General features: G+C 38.9%; 20 protein-coding genes. All 20 read right to left on the bottom strand.

Annotated features, from left to right (window positions below):
- Positions 1–13: 13 nt before the first annotated feature.
- Positions 14–901: a glycosyltransferase family 2 protein gene (locus tag A5N88_RS01840; protein ID WP_066262327.1), complete on the bottom strand. Its 888-nt coding sequence runs from the start codon at positions 899–901 to the stop codon at positions 14–16.
- Positions 898–2,016, bottom strand: coding sequence for a glycosyltransferase family 1 protein (locus A5N88_RS01835; protein ID WP_066262323.1), 1,119 nt, complete (start codon positions 2,014–2,016; stop codon positions 898–900). Before A5N88_RS01835 ends, A5N88_RS01840 begins: the two co-directional genes overlap by 4 nt.
- Complete coding sequence (locus tag A5N88_RS01830) at positions 2,001–3,152, bottom strand: glycosyltransferase family 4 protein (RefSeq protein ID WP_232317504.1); 1,152 nt, start codon at positions 3,150–3,152, stop codon at positions 2,001–2,003. Before A5N88_RS01830 ends, A5N88_RS01835 begins: the two co-directional genes overlap by 16 nt.
- 114 nt (positions 3,153–3,266) lie before the next feature.
- Complete coding sequence (locus A5N88_RS01825; protein ID WP_066262319.1) at positions 3,267–5,096, bottom strand: polysaccharide biosynthesis protein; 1,830 nt, start codon at positions 5,094–5,096, stop codon at positions 3,267–3,269.
- A gap of 751 nt (positions 5,097–5,847) precedes the next feature.
- Positions 5,848–6,498 carry a CpsD/CapB family tyrosine-protein kinase gene (locus A5N88_RS01815; protein WP_066262311.1) on the bottom strand — a complete coding sequence of 217 codons (651 nt, stop codon included), beginning with the start codon at positions 6,496–6,498 and terminating at the stop codon, positions 5,848–5,850.
- Entirely contained in the window at positions 6,488–7,213 is a 726-nt protein-coding gene (locus tag A5N88_RS01810) for a YveK family protein (RefSeq protein WP_066262309.1), read from the bottom strand. The genes A5N88_RS01815 and A5N88_RS01810 overlap by 11 nt, the downstream gene beginning before the upstream one ends.
- Positions 7,214–8,113: 900 nt before the next feature.
- The gene (gene spo0A, locus A5N88_RS01805; RefSeq protein ID WP_066262307.1) at positions 8,114–8,896 is read right to left on the bottom strand and encodes a sporulation transcription factor Spo0A; all 783 of its coding nucleotides are present in this window, start codon (positions 8,894–8,896) and stop codon (positions 8,114–8,116) included.
- Positions 8,897–9,294: 398 nt separating this feature from the next.
- Complete coding sequence (gene spoIVB, locus A5N88_RS01800; RefSeq protein WP_066262305.1) at positions 9,295–10,584, bottom strand: SpoIVB peptidase; 1,290 nt, start codon at positions 10,582–10,584, stop codon at positions 9,295–9,297.
- Between the two features lie 335 nt (positions 10,585–10,919).
- Entirely contained in the window at positions 10,920–12,632 is a 1,713-nt protein-coding gene (recN, locus tag A5N88_RS01795) for a DNA repair protein RecN (protein ID WP_066262301.1), read from the bottom strand.
- An 18-nt stretch (positions 12,633–12,650) separates the two neighbouring features.
- Positions 12,651–13,100, bottom strand: coding sequence for a transcriptional regulator AhrC/ArgR (ahrC, locus tag A5N88_RS01790; RefSeq protein WP_066262299.1), 450 nt, complete (start codon positions 13,098–13,100; stop codon positions 12,651–12,653).
- Positions 13,101–13,449: 349 nt separating this feature from the next.
- A complete protein-coding gene (locus A5N88_RS01785) occupies positions 13,450–14,286 on the bottom strand; it encodes a TlyA family RNA methyltransferase (protein WP_066262296.1) in 837 nt (278 codons plus the stop codon).
- Positions 14,283–16,181, bottom strand: coding sequence for a 1-deoxy-D-xylulose-5-phosphate synthase (gene dxs, locus A5N88_RS01780; protein ID WP_066262292.1), 1,899 nt, complete (start codon positions 16,179–16,181; stop codon positions 14,283–14,285). Before dxs ends, A5N88_RS01785 begins: the two co-directional genes overlap by 4 nt.
- 430 nt (positions 16,182–16,611) lie before the next feature.
- On the bottom strand, positions 16,612–17,493 hold the full coding sequence (locus tag A5N88_RS01775; RefSeq protein WP_412733846.1) for a polyprenyl synthetase family protein: 882 nt from the start codon (positions 17,491–17,493) through the stop codon (positions 16,612–16,614).
- A 9-nt stretch (positions 17,494–17,502) separates the two neighbouring features.
- The gene (gene xseB, locus A5N88_RS01770) at positions 17,503–17,727 is read right to left on the bottom strand and encodes an exodeoxyribonuclease VII small subunit (RefSeq protein ID WP_066262290.1); all 225 of its coding nucleotides are present in this window, start codon (positions 17,725–17,727) and stop codon (positions 17,503–17,505) included.
- Positions 17,717–19,075: an exodeoxyribonuclease VII large subunit gene (gene xseA / locus A5N88_RS01765; protein ID WP_066270141.1), complete on the bottom strand. Its 1,359-nt coding sequence runs from the start codon at positions 19,073–19,075 to the stop codon at positions 17,717–17,719. The genes xseB and xseA overlap by 11 nt, the downstream gene beginning before the upstream one ends.
- 311 nt (positions 19,076–19,386) lie before the next feature.
- The gene (gene folD / locus A5N88_RS01755; protein ID WP_066262285.1) at positions 19,387–20,232 is read right to left on the bottom strand and encodes a bifunctional methylenetetrahydrofolate dehydrogenase/methenyltetrahydrofolate cyclohydrolase FolD; all 846 of its coding nucleotides are present in this window, start codon (positions 20,230–20,232) and stop codon (positions 19,387–19,389) included.
- Positions 20,233–20,251: 19 nt separating this feature from the next.
- Positions 20,252–20,644, bottom strand: a complete 393-nt coding sequence (gene nusB, locus A5N88_RS01750; RefSeq protein ID WP_066262283.1) for a transcription antitermination factor NusB — start codon at positions 20,642–20,644, stop codon at positions 20,252–20,254.
- Between the two features lie 429 nt (positions 20,645–21,073).
- Positions 21,074–21,484: an Asp23/Gls24 family envelope stress response protein gene (locus A5N88_RS01745; RefSeq protein WP_066262281.1), complete on the bottom strand. Its 411-nt coding sequence runs from the start codon at positions 21,482–21,484 to the stop codon at positions 21,074–21,076.
- 24 nt (positions 21,485–21,508) lie between these two features.
- Positions 21,509–22,858, bottom strand: coding sequence for an acetyl-CoA carboxylase biotin carboxylase subunit (accC, locus tag A5N88_RS01740; RefSeq protein WP_066262279.1), 1,350 nt, complete (start codon positions 22,856–22,858; stop codon positions 21,509–21,511).
- Between the two features lie 13 nt (positions 22,859–22,871).
- On the bottom strand, positions 22,872–23,381 hold the full coding sequence (gene accB, locus A5N88_RS01735) for an acetyl-CoA carboxylase biotin carboxyl carrier protein (RefSeq protein WP_066262276.1): 510 nt from the start codon (positions 23,379–23,381) through the stop codon (positions 22,872–22,874).
- Positions 23,382–23,762: the final 381 nt, after the last annotated feature.

Raw genomic sequence — 23,762 nt, 5'->3', positions numbered from 1 at the left:
TTAGAATTAAAACTTACGATAAAAGCCTCGACAATTGTTGGATATATACATACAGTAAAAAACCACAAGGAATGGCTAACACAGTTACGGCTTTTCTAGGCGATTCCGAAATGAATTTTTTGTTTCTGGAAAGAATACTGCTTGATACATAATGTACGGCCTGCCTGAAAATAAATAAAAAATCGGTAAAAGGAAGTTTCATTAACTCACATCGGTAAAAGGCAAAGCCTTTAGGATTTTTACGGTACTGATTCAGCATATTACGGGAGGATCCATCCTCTAAGTATTCGACATAACACAGGACCTCATTCATGAGAAGCATATCAAAATCCTTGTCCAGCATGTAATACTTATACGCTAATCCAACATACTTCTCTCCTTTAAAAATGGGATAGGGGTATTTTTTAGTCAGCTCTGTTCGATAAACAAGCTTTTTATCTCCTGTGACTTTATGTTTATAATATAGGTCAAATAAAGTGGATGTCCTTACATCAGCAGGCAGCTCTGTTCCAATAATTGTATGGTCCTTAAAGGCATCCAGTCCAATGATTCCACTGATATTTTTTGACCCGTGTTGTTCCCAGAAAGCCAAAATTTTTTCAACTGCTTGCTCAGGCATAAAATCATCTGAATCTATGCATACGTTTAATTCTGTATCAATGGCTTCATAAGCAGTATTATGTGCCCCGTGCATGCCCTGGTTTTCCTGCCATATATAATGAATTTCCAGCCTGCTCTCCCTCATCCATCGGCTAATTAACTCTTTTGTATTATCTGTTGAACCATCATCAATAATTAACCATATAAAATTTTGATTTGTTTGTTTTAAAAGACTGTTATAACAGTTTTCCAAACAATATCCCCGATTATAAGTAGGAGTAAATATTGTTAGGGCTTTCAACCGCTGTCACCTCCGATTTTATCCAAGTAAAATTGTTCCAGTCGGCTGGCGGTTTTTTGGATATCGTAGCCTTGGCCTGCAATCGTCTCCGCGTCTGAAACCCGATTCAAATTTGTTTCTTTTATCTTTTTCAATTTTTCTGCCCAATCTGCATGATCATTCAAAGCCGCAAACTCGACTAAACCTAAATGTAAATCTGCTTCTTTAGAAATAACGTCAGATATTACACAAGGTAAACCCGCGGCCTGTGCTTCAATCAAAGAGACGGGGATACCCTCATGCAATGAAGGAAAAAGAAAGATATCAAATGCCTGCAACAATAAATGAATATCACTTCTAGGTCCCAAAATGATGACACGTTCTTCAAGCTGGAAATCCCTTACTTTCTTCTCAATGCCATTACGTAAAGGACCTTCTCCCACTAATATTAGAATTGAATTTTTATCTTCTTTTTGAAATTGAGCAAATAAATCAATTAAGAATGAATGGTTCTTTTGCTTGTTAAAACGACCGACATGTCCTAAAACAAACGCTTCATCTCTGATATTTAGTTCCGTACGGATCTGTTTTTTCGTTTTTATAGAAAACACAAATCTTTCAGTTTCAATTGCATTTTTCAGTATTTCAGCAGTCCCGGATTTTTTAAAAAGCCATTTTGCAGCATCAGTAGAACATGCCATTAAATGGGTTGCATTTTGTTTAATAAAATGGCCAGCATACCATTTATACAGCCTCACTGCACCATTTCCCTCGCTTCTGGTATTATGGCTATGGGCAATTCTGACTGCAACACCCTCAGCCTTTGCCACTCTTAGAACAAGGCCGCTCATGCGATCCATATGGGAATGTACAACTTTATAGTTGTTATGTTTCTTAAAAAAAGTGTGTAAGTCCCTTAAATACTTAATATGGCCGCTCTCTGATATGTAGGGAATTTTATAAATTGTTCCGCCTAAACTCCTAATTTCTTGATCAAACTCACCTTCTTTACTGGTAAGAAAATCAAATTGCACCTTTGAACGGTCGATATTTCTGTATGCATTCATAATGAGCATCTCAGCCCCGCCCCTGTTCATATTAACTACGGCGTGGAGAACTCTTAATGGGCTGCCCATTGGAACTCCCCCCATTCCTTCCAGTACTGGTCATATATTAATGATTGTTCTACTAGCACTTTATCCACAGCGTATTTATTTAAAATCCTCTTTCGCCCATTTTTTCCAAATTGCATTCTCAATTCCTCATGATCATAAAGCAGCTTTATCTTTTCAGCAAAATTCACCAGATCCTTTTGCTTCACTGTCCAGCCATTTATACCATTTTGTATTAATTCGTTATGTCCTCTATTTTCACTGGCAATAACGGGGAGCCCGCATGACATTGCCTCCATGATATTGACTGGAAGGCCTTCGCGAAAACTCGATCCTAAAGCAGCATCAGACATTTTTAATAGCTTTTCCACATCATTCCTGTAACCAAGGAAATCAATATGGTGTTGAAGTCCCAATTCAGCTGCCAAATTTTTGCACGTCTCTACTAATGGTCCATGCCCTGCAAGAAGCAGCTTGACATGCGGTATATCTCTTTTTATTTGACCCATCAATTTTATTAGGAGCTGCTGATTTTTATTTTTGTTGAATTCCGCAGTGTAAATCATTAAAAAGTCATGAGGCTTATACCCATACTCTGAACGGAGTAATTCCTTCTCATTCCTTTCTGCAGGACGATAGATGCGAGTATCTACTCCCACTCCATGGACATGTTTGATCTGACATGCAGTAAAAGGATGCTTTTTAGCCAGTTCATAATCTTCCTTATTAATAGTAATTAAACAGTCTGTAAAAGATGAGAGATAGATTTCAATTGGATAATAAATGAACCAGTTTTTAAGAGGTGCCCCCTTACTAAAGTGGAATCCATGGGCTGTGTAAAGTATCTTTGTTCCCAGTTTCCTGTTTTGACGTGCTGCCAAACGGGTGATCACACCGCCCATGGGGGTATGGCAATGAATGATTTGATATTGATTTTTTTCGATAATTCCCTTGAGTTCTTTATAGGCTTTCACATTATTCTTGCTCAATGGCGATCGTTCAATGGGAATATGGTACTTTTTATCTACGAACGGAAGCTCCATCTCTCCACATGCAGCAACATGAACTTCCCAGCCCTGATCCTTGAACCATTTTAAATAGGGTAGATGAAAGGCTTTAAAATGCAGATCAACCGTTGCAGTGAATAAAACTCTTTTCATATTCTCAACATCCATTCATACAGTATTTACTCTTTTGTCTCAGTTTTTATTTGAACTTAAAACACCAAACTTCTTGAACAAAGCCAGTATTCATTTCACTAAAACTTAAATTTACTAGGAAACAGACATTGAATATAAGGCAGCCTCAGATTCTTTCTTATTAGCAAGCATTATCAATCTATGTCTTAACTCTTCCTCATCGAGTTGTCCATAGATAGATATCATCTCTTCAATTTCTTGCATATATAAACTTGCTGCTTTTCCTATATAAATATTAGGGTGAATTTGTTTTTCATGGACTTCTTCATTATTCAGCAGCTCTTCAAATAACTTTTCTCCCCTCCTCATTCCAGTGAATAAAATACCTATATCATCCAGCGAATTTCCTGATAGCTTTATTAAGTTTTTTGCAAGGTCAACAATTCTAACTGGTTCTCCCATATCTAAGACAAATATCTCTCCGCCTTTTGCAAGAGCCCCGGCCTGAATTACTAATTGTGATGCTTCTGGTATAGTCATAAAATATCGAACCATTTCCGGATGGGTAACCGTTACAGGACCTCCATTTTCAATTTGCTTTTTAAAAAGCGGAATCACAGATCCCCTGCTGCCCAGAACATTTCCAAAACGTACAGCAACAAATTTAGTCGGGCTTTCTTTATCCATATGTTGTATAACCATTTCTGCTAACCTTTTTGTTGCACCCATCACACTGGTTGGATTCACAGCTTTATCTGTAGAAATCATAACAAAGGTCGTTACATCATTCATTTGGGCAGCTTCTGCTGCATTCCATGTTCCTATAATGTTATTTTTTATTGCTTCCTCTGGATTTTCCTCCATTAGAGGAACATGCTTATGAGCAGCAGCGTGATACACAACATCCGGTTTGTATTCTCTCATGACTGCCATCATTTTTTTAATATCCTGAATATCTGCAATAACAGGAATAAATTGAATGTCGCTTTCAGCATATGCATCTTTAAGCTCATAATGTATGGAATAAATACTGTTTTCTCCATGACCCAATAGTATTATTTTTTTCGGATGAAACTTTGACACCTGCCGGCAAATCTCTGATCCTATCGACCCGCCAGCACCAGTTACTAATACCACTTTATTGCTAATGTTTTCTGAAATACTCCCGATATTTAATTCGACGGGTTGTCTGCCTAATAAGTCTTCTACCCTGACATCACGAAAATGGCTTAATGAAACTTTTCCTATGAGTAAATCCTCTAACATAGGCAGTATTTGTGTTTTTGCAGTTGTTTTAGCACATTCATTGAAAATAGTATTTAATTCCTTCTTATGTAAGGAAGGAATAGCTATGATAATATGATCTATTTCAAACAAACGTACAATTTCACCTATTTTATCCACTCCGCCCAACACTGGAATTCCTAAAATGTCCAGTTTTTGTTTTTTGCTGTCATCATCTATAAAACCAATTGGCATTAAATCAGCATCGTTTCTTTTTTTCAGCTGTCTTGCGACCATCACACCTGCTGAACCTGCACCAATAATTAATGTCCTTTTTATACTGCCTGGTCTATTAAGAATGGTCTCACGAAAAATTCTAACGCAATATCTAGAAGCTCCAATCAGCATAATTGTAACTAGCCATGCTACAACAATCTCCCGAAGATAGAGACTCTGTGTGATCAATGTCTGAACTGAACCGCCTGCAAGGATTGATAAACTTACCGCTTTGCAAATACTAAGGATTTCTCCTGCACTGGCATACTCCCAGGCTTTTTTATATAACTTTAAATGAAATGACATCACATGATAGCAAATCAATATAACGAAAAAACTATTCATGACTGGAAACGTTAATTTTAATAAGGCATTAGAAACTAATAAATGACTGAAAAAAAAAGCTATAATAATGATAAACGTATCAATAAGCATGAATAATGATATTCTTTGTTTATACGTCACTGTCATCACCCTTTTCAATTACTTTTTTCTTGACTTCGTTAAATTCCTTTGATGATAACCACTCATTTTACAGTTAGGCTCTTTTTTGAAAACGTTATTGCTATTTGTGTAAATAAATCTAGGATACACAACCTTCAAGCTTGAGGACGCCACGATGACTCACTTAATACGGATTTAACTTTTGCGAAAAACAACAATCAATGCGAAAACAGCCTCCAGTTAAGAAAAAACAAAATGCAACAAGTTTGTTATTATTTCTTAATTGGATATCGTCAAAAGATAAAAAAACAAATTACATTCTCACGTATGGAAGAGAACATAATTTGTTTTTTTATGAGGCTCTTATCGTAAACTTTACTATTGACATGCAAAAAAAAATTGAAATGCCAGGTTCTATAATAATTAGAATTAGATTAAGAAAAGATGCCCTGAAGATGGACAAAATAAGGATTTATCATTTGTTCGTCAAAACCATAATCAGTGGGGAAACAGCCTTCTATAATGAATTGGGGCATCTAACCCCCCCTCACAACACACTATCGACGACCGGCGTCTAAGGTTTTTATACCCACAGCATGTCCGAGTGCCTTCATGTAATAGCGGCAAGAAGGCATCACCGAAATATTTTAAAACGAACTTTTTTGTTCATTATATGGAACGAAGAGTTCAACAGCATTCCTTGCGCTTTGCACCTGATGTATCTGTCTCTTTCTTTAACCCTAGGGATATAAAAATTGGGATCCTTCAGTGCCTACTCATTGAAAATGACACCTACAAGATTAGCTTTTGCAAATTCCAAAACCTTTCTGGTTTGAGCTGCTTTTGACAACGAAGTTTTTCCCTTTTTTAAAACTAATACGACTCCGTCACATTGACTTGCCAAAAGCTTAGTATCCGTTAGATCTAAAATTGAATGTGAATCGATAAGAATGACATCATAAGCATGTAGGGTGGAATTTAATATGGACTGCATCCTATTGGAATCCAATTGCGTTCCTATATTGGAATACATACGACCTGAAGCCAAAATATCAAGTCCTGCAATACCAGTGTGGTGTACTGCTTCATAAAAGGCAGATTTATTATTTAATATATCAGTCAACCCTGGAGAATTGGGAACATTAAATACGGTATGCATTACTGGATTACTAAAGTTTGCATCGATTAGAAGGACTTTCTCATTATTCAGGGCCATTGTTACCGCCAAATTTGCAGCACTAGTCGATTTACCTTCTCCGCTGCTTGGCGAAGTTATTAAAAATGCTCTGCTTTTCATTGTATCCATAGAAAATTTTATGTTTGCCTCAATCATTCGATACTGTTCTGAAATAATAGAATCAGGATGTGTATAGGTAATAAGAACGTTATTTTTTTGCGGTTTGATTCTCCTGCTATAACCCAATTGTTCCACCCCTTGAATACATAGGCTTGATAATTTTCTTCTTAATGTTTTTTTTGCTCATTCTGGATATTTCCCCCAATATAGGAAGACCAAGTACAAGTTCAATTTCCGTTTCTGCCTTAACTGTTTCGTCAAGTGACTCTAAAAGAAAGACTAAGCCAACACCTAGAAAAATTCCTGCTGCCAAAGCAATCAAAATGATCCGGTATTGATTTTGATTAATCGGCGATGGATTTACTTTAGCAGGCGATAACAAGGCAACTTTGTTAAACCCCACAATATTTGGAATCTCATTTTTAAATATAGTTGCCGTTGTGTTAGCAATTTGAGCTGCACGATTAGGATTATTATCCGTTACCACAATACTTACTACCTGGGAACTGTCGATACTTTCAACATCAATTTTATTGGCCAATGCTTCAGGAGTGGTTTGAAGTCCCAACTGTTCAACGACTTTTTCCAGCACAGTAGGGTCCTTAATAATTACTTGCAAAGTTGTCCTGTAATCAGGATCTGCACTGATGATAATTCTGGAGGAAGTTTGATAAAGAGGAATATGAGTTGTGTAGCTATAAAACCCTCCCGCTAGTGCTCCTATTACTGCCATGGCAAAAACAACCCACATTCTTCTTTTTAGTACAGCATATAACTCCTTTAAATTGATTTCCTTTGTTTTTAAATGGTAGGTTTGATCCCTAAGGTCAACATTTTTCATGACAGGCACCCCTCAAATAGAAGTTAATAAATTTCTTTTGAAGACAGCAAAATCACTAAAAGAAGCATTATATATATCTTAAATTAATAATAGTTCTTTATAAAGAACAAGTCAACAATAAATAGTATAGATTATTCCGAATATATGCATATTCTCATTCTCATTGGCTCTGTTATTCTTGCCTGTTGGGAGCATTCACGTAGCATGCTCCAGCGGGTCTCCCCTAACACGCTGTTCTAAGCAGGAGCCTTATGCCTTCCTCTCCAATCAAAATAGGTTTGAAATCTGCATTGGTCCTTATTAAAGTCATCCCATTAAGTACCTTCATACTAATTATGCGATATTTATTCTATCAAATCATATATTGTCGTATTTTTTAAAGAACGATTGGTATTTAAAAAATATCATCGCTGTCAGTTTATGTAAACTATCTATATTCTAAAAATTTTGTTATTTACGCATAAGAAAGGCGTAAGCGCCTTGCTCATCCACGTACGAATTTCAGAGTTTTTGACTGGGATAAAGGAAAAACAGAGAGGTCGTTCACGAGCTGAAGTTAATTTATTGTAGGGAGGAGAGACCTAGAAATTCGCTGGCTAATTGTGCTGGAGTTAGAAAGAGATTGGTTAAATACTTATAAAAAGGATTTTTACAACCTTTAATAAGGCTCTTTTCGTAAACTTTGTTGCTAATTGACATAAAAAAATGTTTTAAAATCATGATTTACTATTAAAAGATGTGAATAACTTACAAAAAAATGGCACGATGACTGATAACATACGGAATGTTGCCTTGTACATAAAGAAACAATCTATGCGAGGTCAGCCTTTAATAAAAAACACCTGTATTTTTCGAATGGCTTCAGATTCGAAAAATGCAGGTGTTTAAAGCGGATTCCCTTTAACTCGCCTTATGCTCCAATCTCAGCTTATCTGCAACCATGGCAATAAACTCAGAATTGGTCGGCTTCGCCTTTGTCATGCTGACCGTATAGCCAAATAAAGAGGAAATGGATTCAATATTTCCACGGCTCCAGGCAACTTCAATAGCATGGCGGATAGCCCTTTCCACACGGCTGGCAGTTGTATTGAACTTTTTGGCAATATCAGGATAAAGGACCTTAGTAATAGATCCCAGCAGTTCGATGTCGTTATAAACCATTGAAATGGCTTCCCTTAGATACATATAGCCTTTGATATGGGCAGGGACGCCAATTTCATGGATAATGCTTGTGATGCTGGCATCAAGATTTTTAGGTTTTTGCTCGCTGGAACGCAGTGGAGTGGATTTTTTAATCATTGAACTGGATTTGCCGCTGACTTGTCTGATTTGATTTACAAGGTTGTCCATATCAAATGGTTTTAATACAAAATAGGAAGCCCCTAATTCAACCGCTTTCTTTGTCACGTCTTCCTGGCCAAAGGCAGTAAGCATAATAACATTTGGTAGTGTCGGAAGGCTGGATTCGCGAATCTTTTGTAATACTCCCAATCCGTCTAAATGTGGCATAATAATATCTAATATTAATACATCCGGAATGGTTTCTTCTAAAAGCTCCAAACATTCTTGTCCATTATGAGCGATTCCTGTGATCTCCATATCCTCCTGAGATGATATATATTCCTCCAATAAACCCACAAGTTCGCGATTATCATCCACGACAAAGACTTTTATTTTCTTCACTACAGTTCCTCCTCAACAATATATCACAATGATAAAGCTCTTTTTTATCTAAAGAACATTTTCGACAAGTGAAGTTAAAATCCTTCTATTTCTTTAATTTAATTCAAAAATATAAAGTTTTCTTTGATTTTCTTTAAAATACTCGTGATTTCGACTATATTCGCTACATATTGAGTGATTGTCGAAAAATCTTTAAGCTTATCATAGCATACATCCCTATGGGAATCTATGTTTAAATATTCAAAAAAATAAAAGAAGATTTATGAACAGTGACTTCATGTATTGTTGGACGATGTGACGCCAAAACAATGAGATCCAGATCATTTTCTCATATGTAAAGATTTTGTACCTCTTAAACAGCTTTTAGGATTAACAAAAGAAAAGCAAGCTAAAATCGATTAGCTTGCTTGCTCGGTTTGGTTTTTGTATATGTTGATTCCTGCTTCGTGCAGCATCCATTCAATATGGACTCCATAACCTGAAGTCGGATCATTGACGAATACATGAGTTACTGCACCAATGATTTTCCCATCTTGAATGATTGGGCTTCCGCTCATTCCCTGTACAATACCGCCCGTTTTCTTTAGAAGCTTAGGGTCTGTTACCTTAATAACCATCCCTTTTGTAGCTGGAAACTTTTGCGGAACGGTACTGACAATTCGTATATCGTATGCTTCAACTTTATCGCCATTCACAACTGTAAGGATTTTTGCTGGACCATCCTTCACCTGATTGGATAATGCAATGGGCATCGGTTTATCATACTGTCCGTTTGTTAAAGTAGTATTGAGCTTTCCAAAGATGCCAAAAGGGCTGTTTCGGTTGATATTGCCAATCGTCTTGTTATCCGCTGAAAAACGTGCAAGCTTTTCTCCTGGATTTCCATCCTTCCCTTTTTCAATGGAAGTCACAGTTGATCGAACAATTTCACCGTCTTTTACAACAATCGGTTTTTTTGTATCCATGTCCGATATTACATGGCCCAATGCGCCATATTTTTTTGATTGGGGATCTATAAAGGTCATAGTTCCGATTCCTGCTGCAGAATCTCTGATATAAAGACCTAATTTATATGTGTCCTCTGAAACATCCTTTAATGGCATTAAATGCGTTTTAAAGGTCCCCTGTTCTCTTTGAATGGTAATATTGAGCGGCTTGTTATCCTGGCCTGCTTTCTGGACAAAAGGAGCGACATCTGACATGTCTTCAATTTTCTGCCCATTTATCATCGTGATAATATCTCCCACTTGTATGCCTGCCTTTTCGCCTGGAGAGACATTGCCTTTTTTTGTTTCAACGAGATGATGGCCGACAACCAAAACACCGAGAGTATTAAGCTTGACACCAATTGATTGTCCACCGGGAATCACTTTCACGCTGCGCAAAACATTTACATCTACCTTCTTGATTGGCAATCCTGCAAATTCAAGAAACACCTGGTCTTGTCCAATTGCTTTTCCTTTAATGGAGACTGAATCAGGACTCTCGTGTACATTTATATTTTTTCCTGTTGTCATAACAGCAGCTGTGACTGCAGATGACTTGCTAAATTGAAACTTATCACCCTGCAACATGGTGATTGTATTTGGAATGTGGAGATATTCTTGAAAAGGTTTTGAAAACCCGATAAAACATAATGAAACAAGGAGAAATCCACCTATCATTTTCCTAAGGAATTCCCAACTCAAACTCTTCACTCTCCTCGCTTCTAGTCCACACTTTTCTTTGGCCTACACCTTTTTCTTTATATACGTGCATCCTCACAAATGAGGAAAGGATCTTCTCAGGATTATTTCATTCCGATTAGATAATTGGCTACAGTCTTAGATTAGCCTTGAAAGCTGAGAAATATAACATGAGGTCAAGAAAAAAACCTGCACGAAATGGATAGTGATGCCAATTAAGCATTATAATATTACTATGCAAAAAAGGAATAATAAAAATGCTTCAGGTTTAAATACAGGAGGATTTCTGCACTCTCTTTATACCCTAAAGATTCATTTTATTATTCCTTTATCTATTGCTATTTATGTTTAATGGAATATGCCAGGCCTAATAATTCTCTTGCATGCTCTTTTGTCAGGTCTGTTATTTCCACACCGGATATCATACGGCCAATTTCTTTAATCTTATCGTTTTCTCCCAACACCTTTACAGCAGTGCTTGTTCTCCCTTTTTTCGTTTCTTTCATAATAAACAAGTGAGTGTCAGCCATTGCCGCAACCTGAGGCAGGTGAGAAATGCATAAAACCTGGGAATTTACTGATACAGAATGAATCTTCTCTGCAATCGCTTGTGCCACACGTCCACTTACACCTGTATCCACTTCATCAAATATAATGGATGTTATACCTTGATGTTTTGAGAAAATGGTTTTTAAAGCAAGCATCATTCGGGAAAGCTCTCCACCTGATGCTACCTTAGACAATGCTTTTAAAGGCTCTCCAGGATTCGTGGAAATATAAAACTCAAGCTGGTCAAGTCCATCCTTTCGAAAAGGCGGATTAGCTGTATTTGCAAAATCATCAGCAGACGAATGGAAGTGTACCTCAAAAATGGTTTTAGCCATATAAAGCTCTTTCAATTCGCGGTGAATTGCGGCGGTTAATTTATGGGCCCATTTTTCCCGAATGTCTGTCAGCTGTTTGGCTTCAAGATGTAAATCTTTTTGCAGCATTTGGAGCTTTAATTGAAGCTGTTCAATATGGCTTTCTCTGTTTGTGATGGTTTCAATTTCTTCTTCAATCTTTGCACTGTATTCTAATATCCCTTCTATGTCGTCGCCATATTTTCTTTTTAACTGATTAATTTCGTTTAACCGGCTTTCAATTATATTTAAACGCTCTGGATCAAACTCAAGATTATCAAGATCATTACGTATCGTATGGGCAGCATCTTCAAGGATATAGAAAGAATTTGAAACCGATTCTAAAAGAGACTGATAATTGTTGTCCAGCTCAGCAGCTGTTTCAAGCTGATCCATAACATGTCCTATCCAATCAAGACCGCGGCCTTCACCACTAAGGGCTTCATAGCTGGTATGGAGACCTTCGTACAGTTTTTCAAAATTCATCAATTTTCTTTTTTCTTCTGTAAGCTCCTGATCTTCGTGAATCTGAAGATTTGCATTTTGTATCTCTTGAAGCTGAAATTGGATAAGATCCAGACGATGTGCCATTTGTTGTTCATTTTCACTTAGACCTTTTAATCGTACTAGCGTCTGCTCGTATTCCTTATAGACTTCTCGATAATTCGCCGCAGCTTGTTCAATTTCAGACGAGCCATATTGGTCCAGTAATGGTAGATGGAATGCTTCATTCATTAGCTCCTGATGCTCATGCTGGCCGTGAATATCCATAAGGGTGCCGCCTATTTCTCTAAGTGTGGCAATCGTCACAAGCTTTCCATTCACTCTGCAGACACTTTTCCCGGAACTAGATATATCCCTGTGCAGGACAACCATGCCCTCCTCAACATCAATGCCAAATTCACGGGCTCTTTCTACGCATGGGTGATGATCATTATCCAGTACAAAAAGACCTTCTATCTCAGCCTTCTTTTCACCATGGCGGACAAATTCAACTGAGCCTCTTCCTCCGACCAATAAGTTAATGGCATCAATAATAATGGATTTTCCTGCACCTGTTTCCCCGGTAAGCACTGTCAGGCCTTTTTCAAAAGAAAGGAATAACTCATCTATAATTGCAAAATTGCGTATCGAAAGTTCTTGTAGCACAGAACACTCACCTCTCCATTAAAGCATATCTATAAATCGCTGAGAAATGACCCCGGCTTGTTCAGGTAATTTACAAATTATAAGACATGTGTCATCCCCGCATAAAGTGCCTATAATTTCATCCCAATCTAAAATATCAACCAACGCGCCGACAGCATGGGCATTTCCTGGCAGGGTCTTCATGACAATCAAATGCCCCGCTGTATCCACACTCACAAATGAGTCTGTTAACGCTCTCTTCAATTTTTGCATAGGGTTAAACCGCTGATCAGCAGGCAAACTATATTTATATCTTCCGTCATTCATTGGAACCTTAACTAAATGCAGTTCTTTAATATCACGAGAAATGGTAGCCTGAGTTACAGGAAACCCGTAGCTTTTCAAGAAATCCACCAGTTCATCCTGTGTTTCGACTTCATTATTTGCAATAATTTCTCGAATTTTAATTAATCTTTGCCCTTTGTTCATCCGCTTCACCTTTCTACAACATGGATAAATATTCATGTATATGTTAGCTTATTTTCAGCTAATTGTATACTATCCTCTTCCTTACAACGTCAATCCTCTATCATTAAGAAAATGAGGTAAAAAATATTTCCCTTATATACTCTGGACATATTTCCTACTGTTTCCCATTCAGCCGTTCACTTTTTTTGTGGCATGCAGGTCCGTGAATCGGTTTGATGCTTTGCACCTGCTAATCGGAATGCCTTAAACAAATTTTTCAAAAGGCATTGCTTTTCTCTCCATTGACCACAGGACCTAAAATAACAGCTTTTAGAAAGCCTTATTTTTATAAGAAATGGAAAAAGAGCAGCTATTCCCTGCTCTTTTCCGCTAAAGTGGCATGTGCTTCAGCGACAACATCCTGAATCGATTGGGATAGATGATTCTGCCCTCCGATATTTTCACCAGGCCATTTTAAATGAATTAAAAACTCGATATTTCCCTCGCCTCCCGTAATTGGGGAGAAGGATAGATTTTCGACATGATAGCCCTCAGCTAAAGACAAGTGAACAATTTTTTCAATTACCCCTTCGTGTACTTTTTTATCCCTGACAATTCCCTTTTTCCCAACCTGCTCTTTTCCAGCCTCAAATTGCGGCTTAATTAGCGCAACCACGTCCCCGCCAGGGACTAATAACGTCCTTAAGACAGGGAGGATTAGAGAAAGAGAAATAAACGAAACATCAATACTTGAAAAATCAGGCATGTCCCTTACTAAGTCTGCAGGAGTTACATAACGGAAATTTGTCCTTTCCATTACGACTACCCGATCATCCTGCCGAAGCTTCCATGCCAGCTGGTTATACCCAACATCCAGGGCATAGGACATTTTTGCACCATTTTGAAGTGCACAATCCGTAAAGCCTCCCGTGGAAGATCCAATATCCAGCAGTACTTTCCCTTTAATGTCTACATCAAAAACATTTAACGCTTTTTCGAGCTTAAATCCGCCTCTGCTCACATATGGCATCACATTGCCCTTTACAGTGAGTTCTGCATCCTCGTCCACTTTTTCACCGGGCTTATCCAGCCGAGTCTCATTTGAATACACCAGACCTGCCATAATAGCCCGTTTTGCTTTTTCTCTTGTTTCAATTAAACCGCGTTCCACTAGAAGTATATCTACTCGTTGCTTTTTTGTTTTCATACCGATGCCCTTTTTTGATTTTTAGATAGCATAGTAAGCAGACGATTCACCGTATCCTCGGTCGTCATGCCTATTTCCTGGAGAAGCTCGTTCACGCCTCCGTGCTCAATAAATTGGTCAGGAATTCCCATGCGCTCAATTACATTGTGATAATACCCCTTATCATGGGCGTACTCTAATACTGCGCTTCCAAATCCGCCTTGAAGGACGGCTTCTTCAATGGTTAAAATCGGCATACTGCTGTTTAGCAGCTCAGCCATCATTTTTTCATCCAGAGGCTTAATGAAGCGAGCATTAATGACTTTTATAGACAATCCTTTTTTCTGTAAAAGATTTGCGGCTTCCAATGCCATAGGAATCGTAGTGCCAAACGTTAAGATGGCAGCATCTGTTCCATTTCTTAAAACCTCCCACGTCCCGATTGGAATGGCTTTAAGCTCTTCATCCATCGGTACACCATATCCATTACCGCGGGGAAATCTCATGGCGATTGGTCCGCTGTTATATTCTATAGCGGTCTGGACCATGTGCTGGCCTTCATTTTCGTCCTTTGGCATCATTATCACCAGATTCGGAACGTGGCGTAAAAAGGCAATATCAAATACTCCCTGGTGCGTTTCACCATCCGCTCCGACCAGCCCTGCACGGTCAATTCCGATAAATACGTTTAAATTCTGGCGGCAAATATCATGTACGACCTGATCATAAGCACGCTGAAGAAATGTCGAATAGATGGCCAAAAATGGCTTCATATCCTGGGTAGCCAATCCTGCTGCCAGAGTAGCTGCATGCTGTTCGGCAATCCCTACGTCATACATGCGGTTTGGCAGCTCCTGTGCAAATTTTTCCAACTTTGAGCCAACAGGCATAGCTGGTGTGATTGCAACAATTCTCGGATCCTTTTTGGCTAGTCTTAACACGGTATCACTGACAAGTGCGCTCCATGCAGGTGGAGCATTAACCGGCTTAATTAAGTCACCGGTTTCAATTTTATATTGACCCGTACCGTGCCAGGTTCCTTTTTTGTCGTTTTCAGCAGGTTCATACCCTTTGCCTTTTTTCGTAATCACATGTAAAAGAATCGGACCCTTTGTTTTTTTAGCGTATTGGATGTTTTCAAACAGAGCCTCATAGTTATGACCATCAACAGGGCCTAAATACGTAAATCCAAGCTCTTCAAAAAACACGCCGGAAACCAAAAGGTACTTTAGGCTGTCTTTTACCCTCTCAGCCGTTGCGGCTAGCTTACCGCCGATCGCAGGGACCTTCTTCAAAAGAAGCTCCAATTCATCCTTTGCCCGCTTATATTTACCTGCTGTCCTTAGTTTTCCTAACACGTTGTGAAGGGCACCCACATTTGGTGCAATAGACATTTCATTATCATTCAGAACGACAATCAAATCCTTTTGTTCATGCCCAATATGGTTCAATGCCTCAAGCGCCATGCCGCCTGTTAATGCTCCGTCGCCAATTACAGGGATAACAAAGGATTTTTCTCCTTTTAAATCCCTTGCAATTGCCATGCCCATGGCAGCAGACAAGGATGTTGAGCTATGGCCTGTTTCCCAGACATCATGTTCACTCTCACATCTTTTAGGAAAGCCGCATAGCCCCTTAAACTGCCTCAATGAGTCAAATTCGCCTGCACGCCCCGTTAAAATTTTATGGACATAGGATTGATGCCCGACATCCCATAAAATTTTGTCCTGCGGGCTGTTAAAGCATTTATGGAGAGCAATGGTTAGCTCTACAACACCTAAATTTGGCCCGATATGGCCGCCCGTTCTAGATAGCTTTTCTATTAAGAATTGGCGAATATCATCACTTAACTCTTTGAGGTCTTCAATATCCATTTTCTTAAGAAAAGACGGGTCCTTAATTGATAAAAGATCCATAATGGATCACTCGCTTTCGTTTCTGAGTATAAGCAGTACTAATGCTTCGTTCATCTAATATATTTCCATACAGCAGTGCATTTGGTATATTTTCTCATATTATTTTCTTTCCTGACAAATTTTAACGATACCATTAGAATTCCCTCTAAATGTGATGTTAACCTTTTCACCGGGGCTAATTTCCTATTTAAACAACTTTTTCTACTAAGGCACTTTATGTTAAGTAGATAAAAAGATAAAAACCATTGGAAAAGAACCTTTCATGAAAAAACCGCTAACACAATGTGATAACGGCATGCCAGTACTCGTATTATGGAGTTTTACTGCCTCTTTGCACCAGTTATATATGGACAATGTTTTTTATAATCCTATTCATACTTGGAATTTTATTAGTATTATAGCATAGAGCTGACAACTGCTCAATGAAGGATCAATTATCTCTTACAGCGATTAAATCTGTCATTTGTTCGAGCAGATGGGTATTTACCTCAATATTGTTTAATGCAGTCTTTGCATGTTGAATATGGGCCATTAGCTTATCCTTGGCACCCTGCATATTCAATAATGAAGGATAAGTACTTTTGTGATTCGTCACATCACTGCCAATCGGCTTGCCCATTTTTGCCTGGTCCCCTTCAATATCAAGAATATCATCACGGATTTGAAAGGCAATCCCAAGATTCCTTGCAAAAATATCGAATTGCTCTAACTGGGAACGGGAGGCACCGCCAATAATGGCTCCTGCTAATACACTGTAGGTCAATAGCTTACCAGTTTTATTAAGGTGGATATATTCAAGGTCCTGCAAAGTCAGCTTACGGTTTTCTCCCTCCATGTCTGCTACCTGACCCCCAACCATTCCTTCAGGTCCCGACATTTTTGCTAAAAGAGAAACCAATTGCACTTTTTGCTCATTTGTAAGCCTTGTATCCTCAGTGATAACCTGAAAACTGTACGTCAAAAGCCCGTCTCCAGCCAAAATGGCCATTGCCTCTCCATATACCTTGTGATTAGTAGGCTTTCCGCGTCTAAGATCATCATTGTCCATTGCCGGAAGGTCATCATGGATTAAAGAATAGGTGTGAACCATTTCCAGAGAACAAGCAGCTGCCAGTCCTTTCTCAATTTCCTCTTGAAAGGCAGCAATGGTTGCTAAAAGCAAAATAGGACGAATTCTTTTCCCTCCTGCTTGAAGAGAGTAATCCATTGCACTTTTAATCACATCAGGACCTTCCAGCCTGGAAATGTATTTTCCAAGCTCCGTTTCAACGATCTTAATATTTTTTTCCATAAAAGAATTTAATGCTTCCATCAGAAACCCTTACCCTTCCTCTTGAATAATAAAATCCTCTTCTCCGTCCTCGGTAATAACTTTTGTCAGCTGTTCTTCAATTGTTTTCAGCTTATCATGGCAAACCTTTGAAAGCTCCATCCCTTTTTTATAAATGGAAATAGCTTCTTCGAGAGGAACATCCCCTTCTTCCAAACGCCCCACAATCGTTTCCAGCTGGTCCATCGCTTCTTCAAATGAAATTTTATCCGTCATGATTTTTTCTCCTCTCAATCTGGTCTACTGTACAAGATAGTGTACCGTCAGACAGCATAACTTGGATTTGATCTCCTGTTTTCGTTTGGTCAACACTTTTTAAAAGATTTTCATTTTCACTGTACGCCAGGCTGTAACCCCGTTCCATAACTTTTAATGGACTTAATGCTTCAAGCACAGTCAGCTTCCTGGAAAACTCCTGCTGTTTTTCTTTCAATATTCTTTGAGTGTTTAGAAGCAGCTCTTTTTTCGTCCTGTTAAAGCGGTCACTCTGCTGTTTAATCTGCAAAGACGGGCTTTTAAATACCAGCCGCTGCTGGAGTGAACTTAATGTTCTAGATTTATGGTCAACAATTTGCTTTGTATCCCTCGTTAACCTTTCATTTAAACGGTCAAGCTGCTGCAGCTTTGGTTCATACAAGCGGTATGGATTTCGAAATATATAGGACCGCTCAATAAATTCGAGCCTCTTTCGCTGGTGGCGAAGTATATCCGATACACTCCGGATTAAACGGGCTTTTCGATTCAAGACTCTCTCCATCAATTCATCAATATGCGGAACAGCCAGTTCTGCTGCACCAGTCGGGGTTGGTGCCCTAAGGTCAGCTGCGAAATCAGCAATGGTAGAATCAGTTTCATGGCCAACTGCTGATATAATTGGGATTTCAGAATGATGAATGGCACGGGCAACGATTTCTTCATTAAAAGCCCATAATTCTTCTATGGATCCTCCGCCTCTGCCCACAATTAATACATCTGCCTGTCTCATGTCATTTGCTTTTTGGATAGCTGCAGCAATGGACTCTGCAGCTTTTTCTCCCTGGACAAGCGCGGGATGGAGAATGATTTTTCCAATTGGGTACCGCCTTTTAATGGTGGTGATAATATCCCTTACAGCTGCGCCAGTTGGAGAGGTAATTACGCCGATCACATTTGGATAGGCAGGAAGCGGCCGTTTCCTTTCAGGAGCGAATAAGCCCTCCTCAGAAAGCTTTTCTTTTAGTTGTTCATAGGCAAGGTATAATGCACCGACTCCATCAGGCTGCATGTCTTTGGCGTATATTTGGTATTGGCCGCTTCCTTCGAAAACAGATATGGATCCACGCAGCATTACATTCATTCCGTTTTCAGGAGTGAATTTTAGCTTCCGGTTTGCAGCAGCAAACATTACAGCAAGAATTCGCGCTTTATTATCCTTAAGAGTAAAGTACATGTGTCCGCTCGAATGCTGCTTAAAGTTTGATATTTCCCCTTTGACATAGACGTCGGCTAGATGGGGATCGGCATCAAATTTTCTTTTTATGTATTTGGTTAATGCATGTACAGTTAAATATTGTGGATTAGACATGGTAACACCCTTTACTTTTATATAGGCTGTTTTCGCATGGTTTTTTTCTTTACGTACAAAGGATAAATCGATGTTTTGCACGTATTCATAGCACCTTTTCGTAATCAATTTTTTGCGTCAAATGGCAAAGAGCAATTATATAAAAGACATTATTTAAAAACTCTGTTGTTTTTCAACTCATTCATGGGAAACAGCCATGCTTCGTTCCTGTTGCCGCCAATTTATCATTTAGTAGAAGAAAAGCTGCTTCCTGACAATGGAAGACAGCTTTTTTTCTTATTATACAACGACTGACATGATTTTACGACAAATTAACTGTTTTTGGCTGATATAAGAGTATTGTAAAGAAGCATCGTTATCGTCATAGGTCCTACCCCGCCTGGAACAGGAGTAATATAGGCGGCTTTTTTTTCTGCTTCTTCAAAATCTACATCCCCGCATAATTTCCCGTTTTCATCACGGTTCATCCCTACATCAATCACTACCGCTCCTGGTTTAATAAAAGACTCTTTGACGAACTTGGCCAAGCCCACTGCCGAAATGAGAATATCTGCTTCTCTGGTATAGGATGCAAGCTCTTTCGTTTTTGAATGACAGTATGTTACCGTGGCATTTTCATTTAAAAATAATTGCCCCACTGGTTTGCCGACGATATTGCTTCTTCCAATAACCACAACATGTTTTCCCTCGACTTCAATTCCTTCATATCGAATCATCTGCATAATGCCAAAAGGCGTACATGGCAAAAAAGCATCCTGCCCTGTCATCATTCTTCCGATATTGATAGGATGGAACCCATCCACATCTTTTTTGGGGTCAATGGCTTCTATGACTTTTGATTCTGCAATGTGTTCTGGCAGTGGAAGTTGGACCAGAATGCCATGAATAGAGTTATCACTATTCAGCTCTTGTATTTTATCTAGCAGCACATCTTCAGAGATGGAAGAGGGGTATTCTATCAGAACAGAATGAATGCCTGCCTCCTTGCAGGCTTTTTGCTTATTGTTTACATACGTACGGGAAGCAGGGTCATTTCCGATTAAAACAACCGCTAATCCAGGTACAAGCGCCTTTTCAGAAAGCTCATGGACTTCTTTCCTTATATTTTCCCTTAAGTCTGCTGCAATTTTCTTCCCATCAATCCGTCTGGCTTTCATACAACCACCCCTTGCAACATTATTTTCCGCTTGATTCCTTCACTTTTGAAAGAATGCCGTTGATAAATTTACTCGATCTTTCGTCACCGAAGCGTTTGGAAACTTCCAGCGCTTCATTTATCGCTACATTTGCTGGTACATCTTCGACAAAAAGCAGTTCATATACCCCAAGACGCAGGATATTTAAATCTACCTTTGCTAAACGGTTTAATGTCCATTTTTCCAAATGCTCTGAAATGGCTTTATCGATTTGCTCCAAGTGTTCAACCGTTCCTTCAACCAGTTGATTCAAATAAGGATCCGAGGCGGATTCTCCTAACACATTTTCAATTGCTTCGTTCGTTTCTGCCTCATTAATGTCTATTTGAAATAAAGCCTGGAGAGCTTTTTCACGTGCGATTCTTCTCTTCATTATTTAAATGGCTCCTTTGGTCATTGAATTCTTCTTTTTATTCTACTTTTAATATGCCAAATGGAAGATAAATCATGTTTAAAAATGAAATACCGGACATAACTAAGCGGAATGTTTTTTCCATACGTTTATTTATTTTACCAAAATGATTTTAGCATATAAAGAGCATGTTACGCACTGTTTAAACAAAAAATCGTAGCGAACGGATGAAATTCCAGCGTTTTTCTATGAAGGGATCCATACGGGAAGACTTGCTTTGAGGAAAGGAACAGAAAATAAGCACAACAGCTATTTTTAGCAGCAGGAGGATCCATTCACCCTTTGGTGCTTTAGTGTACAAAAGGGGTCTGGCCCCTTTTTTGCTTTAACGCGCTAAAACACTGAGACCATTAAAAAAGCCAAAGGTTTACCCTTTGGCCTTTTTGAGGCTTACATTTCCATTTGCAAGTCATTTTCTGCTTTTTGGTTCTCAAATTGGATGCCAACAATGTGGACGTTGATTTCATCGGCTTCGAGCGCCGTCATATTCAATAAGGCCTGGCGAATATTGTCCTGTACTTCCTGGGCAACGGCAGGAATGGATACACCGAAGTTCATGCTGCAGTAAACATCCACTTTAATGCCTTCCTCAGTAAGCTCGACTTTTACGCCCTTCCCATGGTTTTTTTTGCCAAGGCGCTCTGCAACACCGCTTGCAAAATTGCCTCGCATTTGCCCAACACCTTCGACTTCGGAAGCAGCTATGCCTGCTATTACTTCAATCACTTCCGGTGCAATTTCTACTTTACCGTAGTCGTCGCCTTCTTGTTCCATTTCTAGCATTTGATTCATTTCAGCCATACAAAGACCCCTCCACTATTAAAATTATTTCATCACATCGTATTTCTCAAGGAATTTCGTATTAAAATCACCTTTAACAAATGTTTCGTGTTCCAATAGTCTTAAATGAAAAGGGATAGTTGTGTGAATGCCTTCAACAACAAATTCACTTAAAGCACGTTTCATTCTGGCAATGGCTTCTTCTCTTGTTGCACCATAAGAAATAACCTTTGCAATCATAGAGTCATAATACGGCGGAATACTGTATTCAGGATATGCAGCTGAATCAATGCGGATGCCTATCCCTCCCGGCGGAAGATACATATTGATTTTACCAGGTGAAGGCATGAAATTTTTCTCAGGATTTTCAGCATTAATACGGCATTCAATGGCCCAGCCGTTAAATGTCACGTCTTCCTGAGCGAGAGTTAATTTTTCACCGGAAGCCACCAGGATTTGCTGTTTAATAAGGTCCGTTCCCGTTACCATTTCTGTAACTGGGTGTTCCACTTGTATCCTTGTGTTCATTTCCATAAAGTAAAATTTTGCATTGTTGTAATCATAAATAAATTCAACAGTACCTGCTCCTGTATAGTCAACCGCTTGGGCAGCCTTGACAGCTGCTTGTCCCATCTGTTCCCTGATTTCACTGTTCAGCGCAGGGGAAGGCGACTCCTCCAGAAGTTTTTGAAGCCTTCTTTGAATAGAGCAATCGCGTTCGCCAAGGTGAATGACATTGCCGTATTGATCAGCCATAACCTGAATCTCCACATGGCGAAAATCTTCAATATATTTTTCAAGATAGACACCCGGGTTACCGAATGCAGTAGCCGCTTCCTGCTGGGTAATATTGATTCCCTTGATCAGCTCTTCTTCATTTCTTGCAACACGGATACCTTTTCCGCCACCGCCGGCTGTTGCTTTAATAATGACTGGATATTCAATCTTATTCGCAATTTGAATTGCATCTTCAATATCTTTTATTACCCCTTGTGAACCTGGAACAATCGGAACTCCAGCCGCTTTCATCGTTTCACGGGCAACATCCTTAGTCCCCATTTTCGAAATTGCTTCAGGGCTTGGACCAATAAATGTTACATTGCACTCACGGCATAGTTCAGCAAAATCCGCATTTTCGGCTAAAAAGCCGTATCCTGGATGAATAGCATCACATCCAGTAAGTGTTGCAACACTAATAATGTTGGTAAAGTTTAAATAACTGTCTTTTGATGCCTTTGGTCCAATACAGTATGCTTCATCAGCAAGCTGGACATGGAGAGCCTCTTTATCTGCCTCGGAATACACTGCTACAGTTTCAATATCCATATCCCTGCATGCTCTGATAATACGGACCGCGATTTCACCGCGATTGGCGATTAGTACTTTTTTAATCATATCAGTTCGCTCCTTACTTGGACTTTACTAGGAACAATGGCTGTCCATATTCTACAAGCTGTCCATCTTTAACAAGGACTTCAACGATTTCGCCATCTACCTCTGCTTCAATTTCATTAAATAGCTTCATCGCTTCAACAATACAAACAACTGTGTTTGCTTGGACTTTGGAGCCTTCTTGTACATAAGGATCACTGTCCGGTGATGGAGATACATAAAATGTTCCTACCATAGGAGAAACAATTTTATGTAGATTTGCATCATTCACTGCTGAAACAGATTCTTGTTTCTGAACCTCAGAAATAGCCGGAGCAGGGGAAGCTGCAATACTCTCATGATGGATTGGCTGTGCAGGAATAACAGCTGCAGGAGGGGCTTGTACTGCATACTGAGGTTCTACAACCGTCACACCCGTATTTTTTTTCATCTTAATGGATGCACCCTCATGTTCGTATTCAAATTCATCAATGCTTGATTGGTCAATAAGCTTGATTAATTCACGAATTTCTTGCACTTTCAACATAATTACACCTCTTCATTAAATTTGTAAGAACAAGCTCTTGTTTTTCTTGTCTTATGAAGTATTTACCGTCACAGATTCAATTACCGTGAGCTTTCATTTTATATTATACCAAACTTTTTTTTATGTATGGCACCAGTTCTCTTTAAAAAGACGAACTACTAATATCATACGATAAGAGTGAACCTAAATTCAATATTTGAATCAGTTATCATCATTTCTATATAAATTAAAATTAGTTTTTTCTAATAAATTGATTGCCGGTGAAACCTGCTCCTTTGGGGTCTCCCTTAGTCTGCTCATCCCGCAGGAGTATCGTTTATCCGCTTCAATCTTCAAGGTAAAAACTTAAATTCAGCCTAGCTATACACTTTTAAACAGTTG

The organism is Heyndrickxia acidicola, from assembly GCF_001636425.1.
GTDB classification, from domain to species: Bacteria; Bacillota; Bacilli; order Bacillales; family Bacillaceae_C; genus Bacillus_AE; species Bacillus_AE acidicola.
The sequence above is the reverse complement of the archived record's forward strand: the minus strand, read 5'-3'. Positions and strand labels throughout refer to the sequence as shown.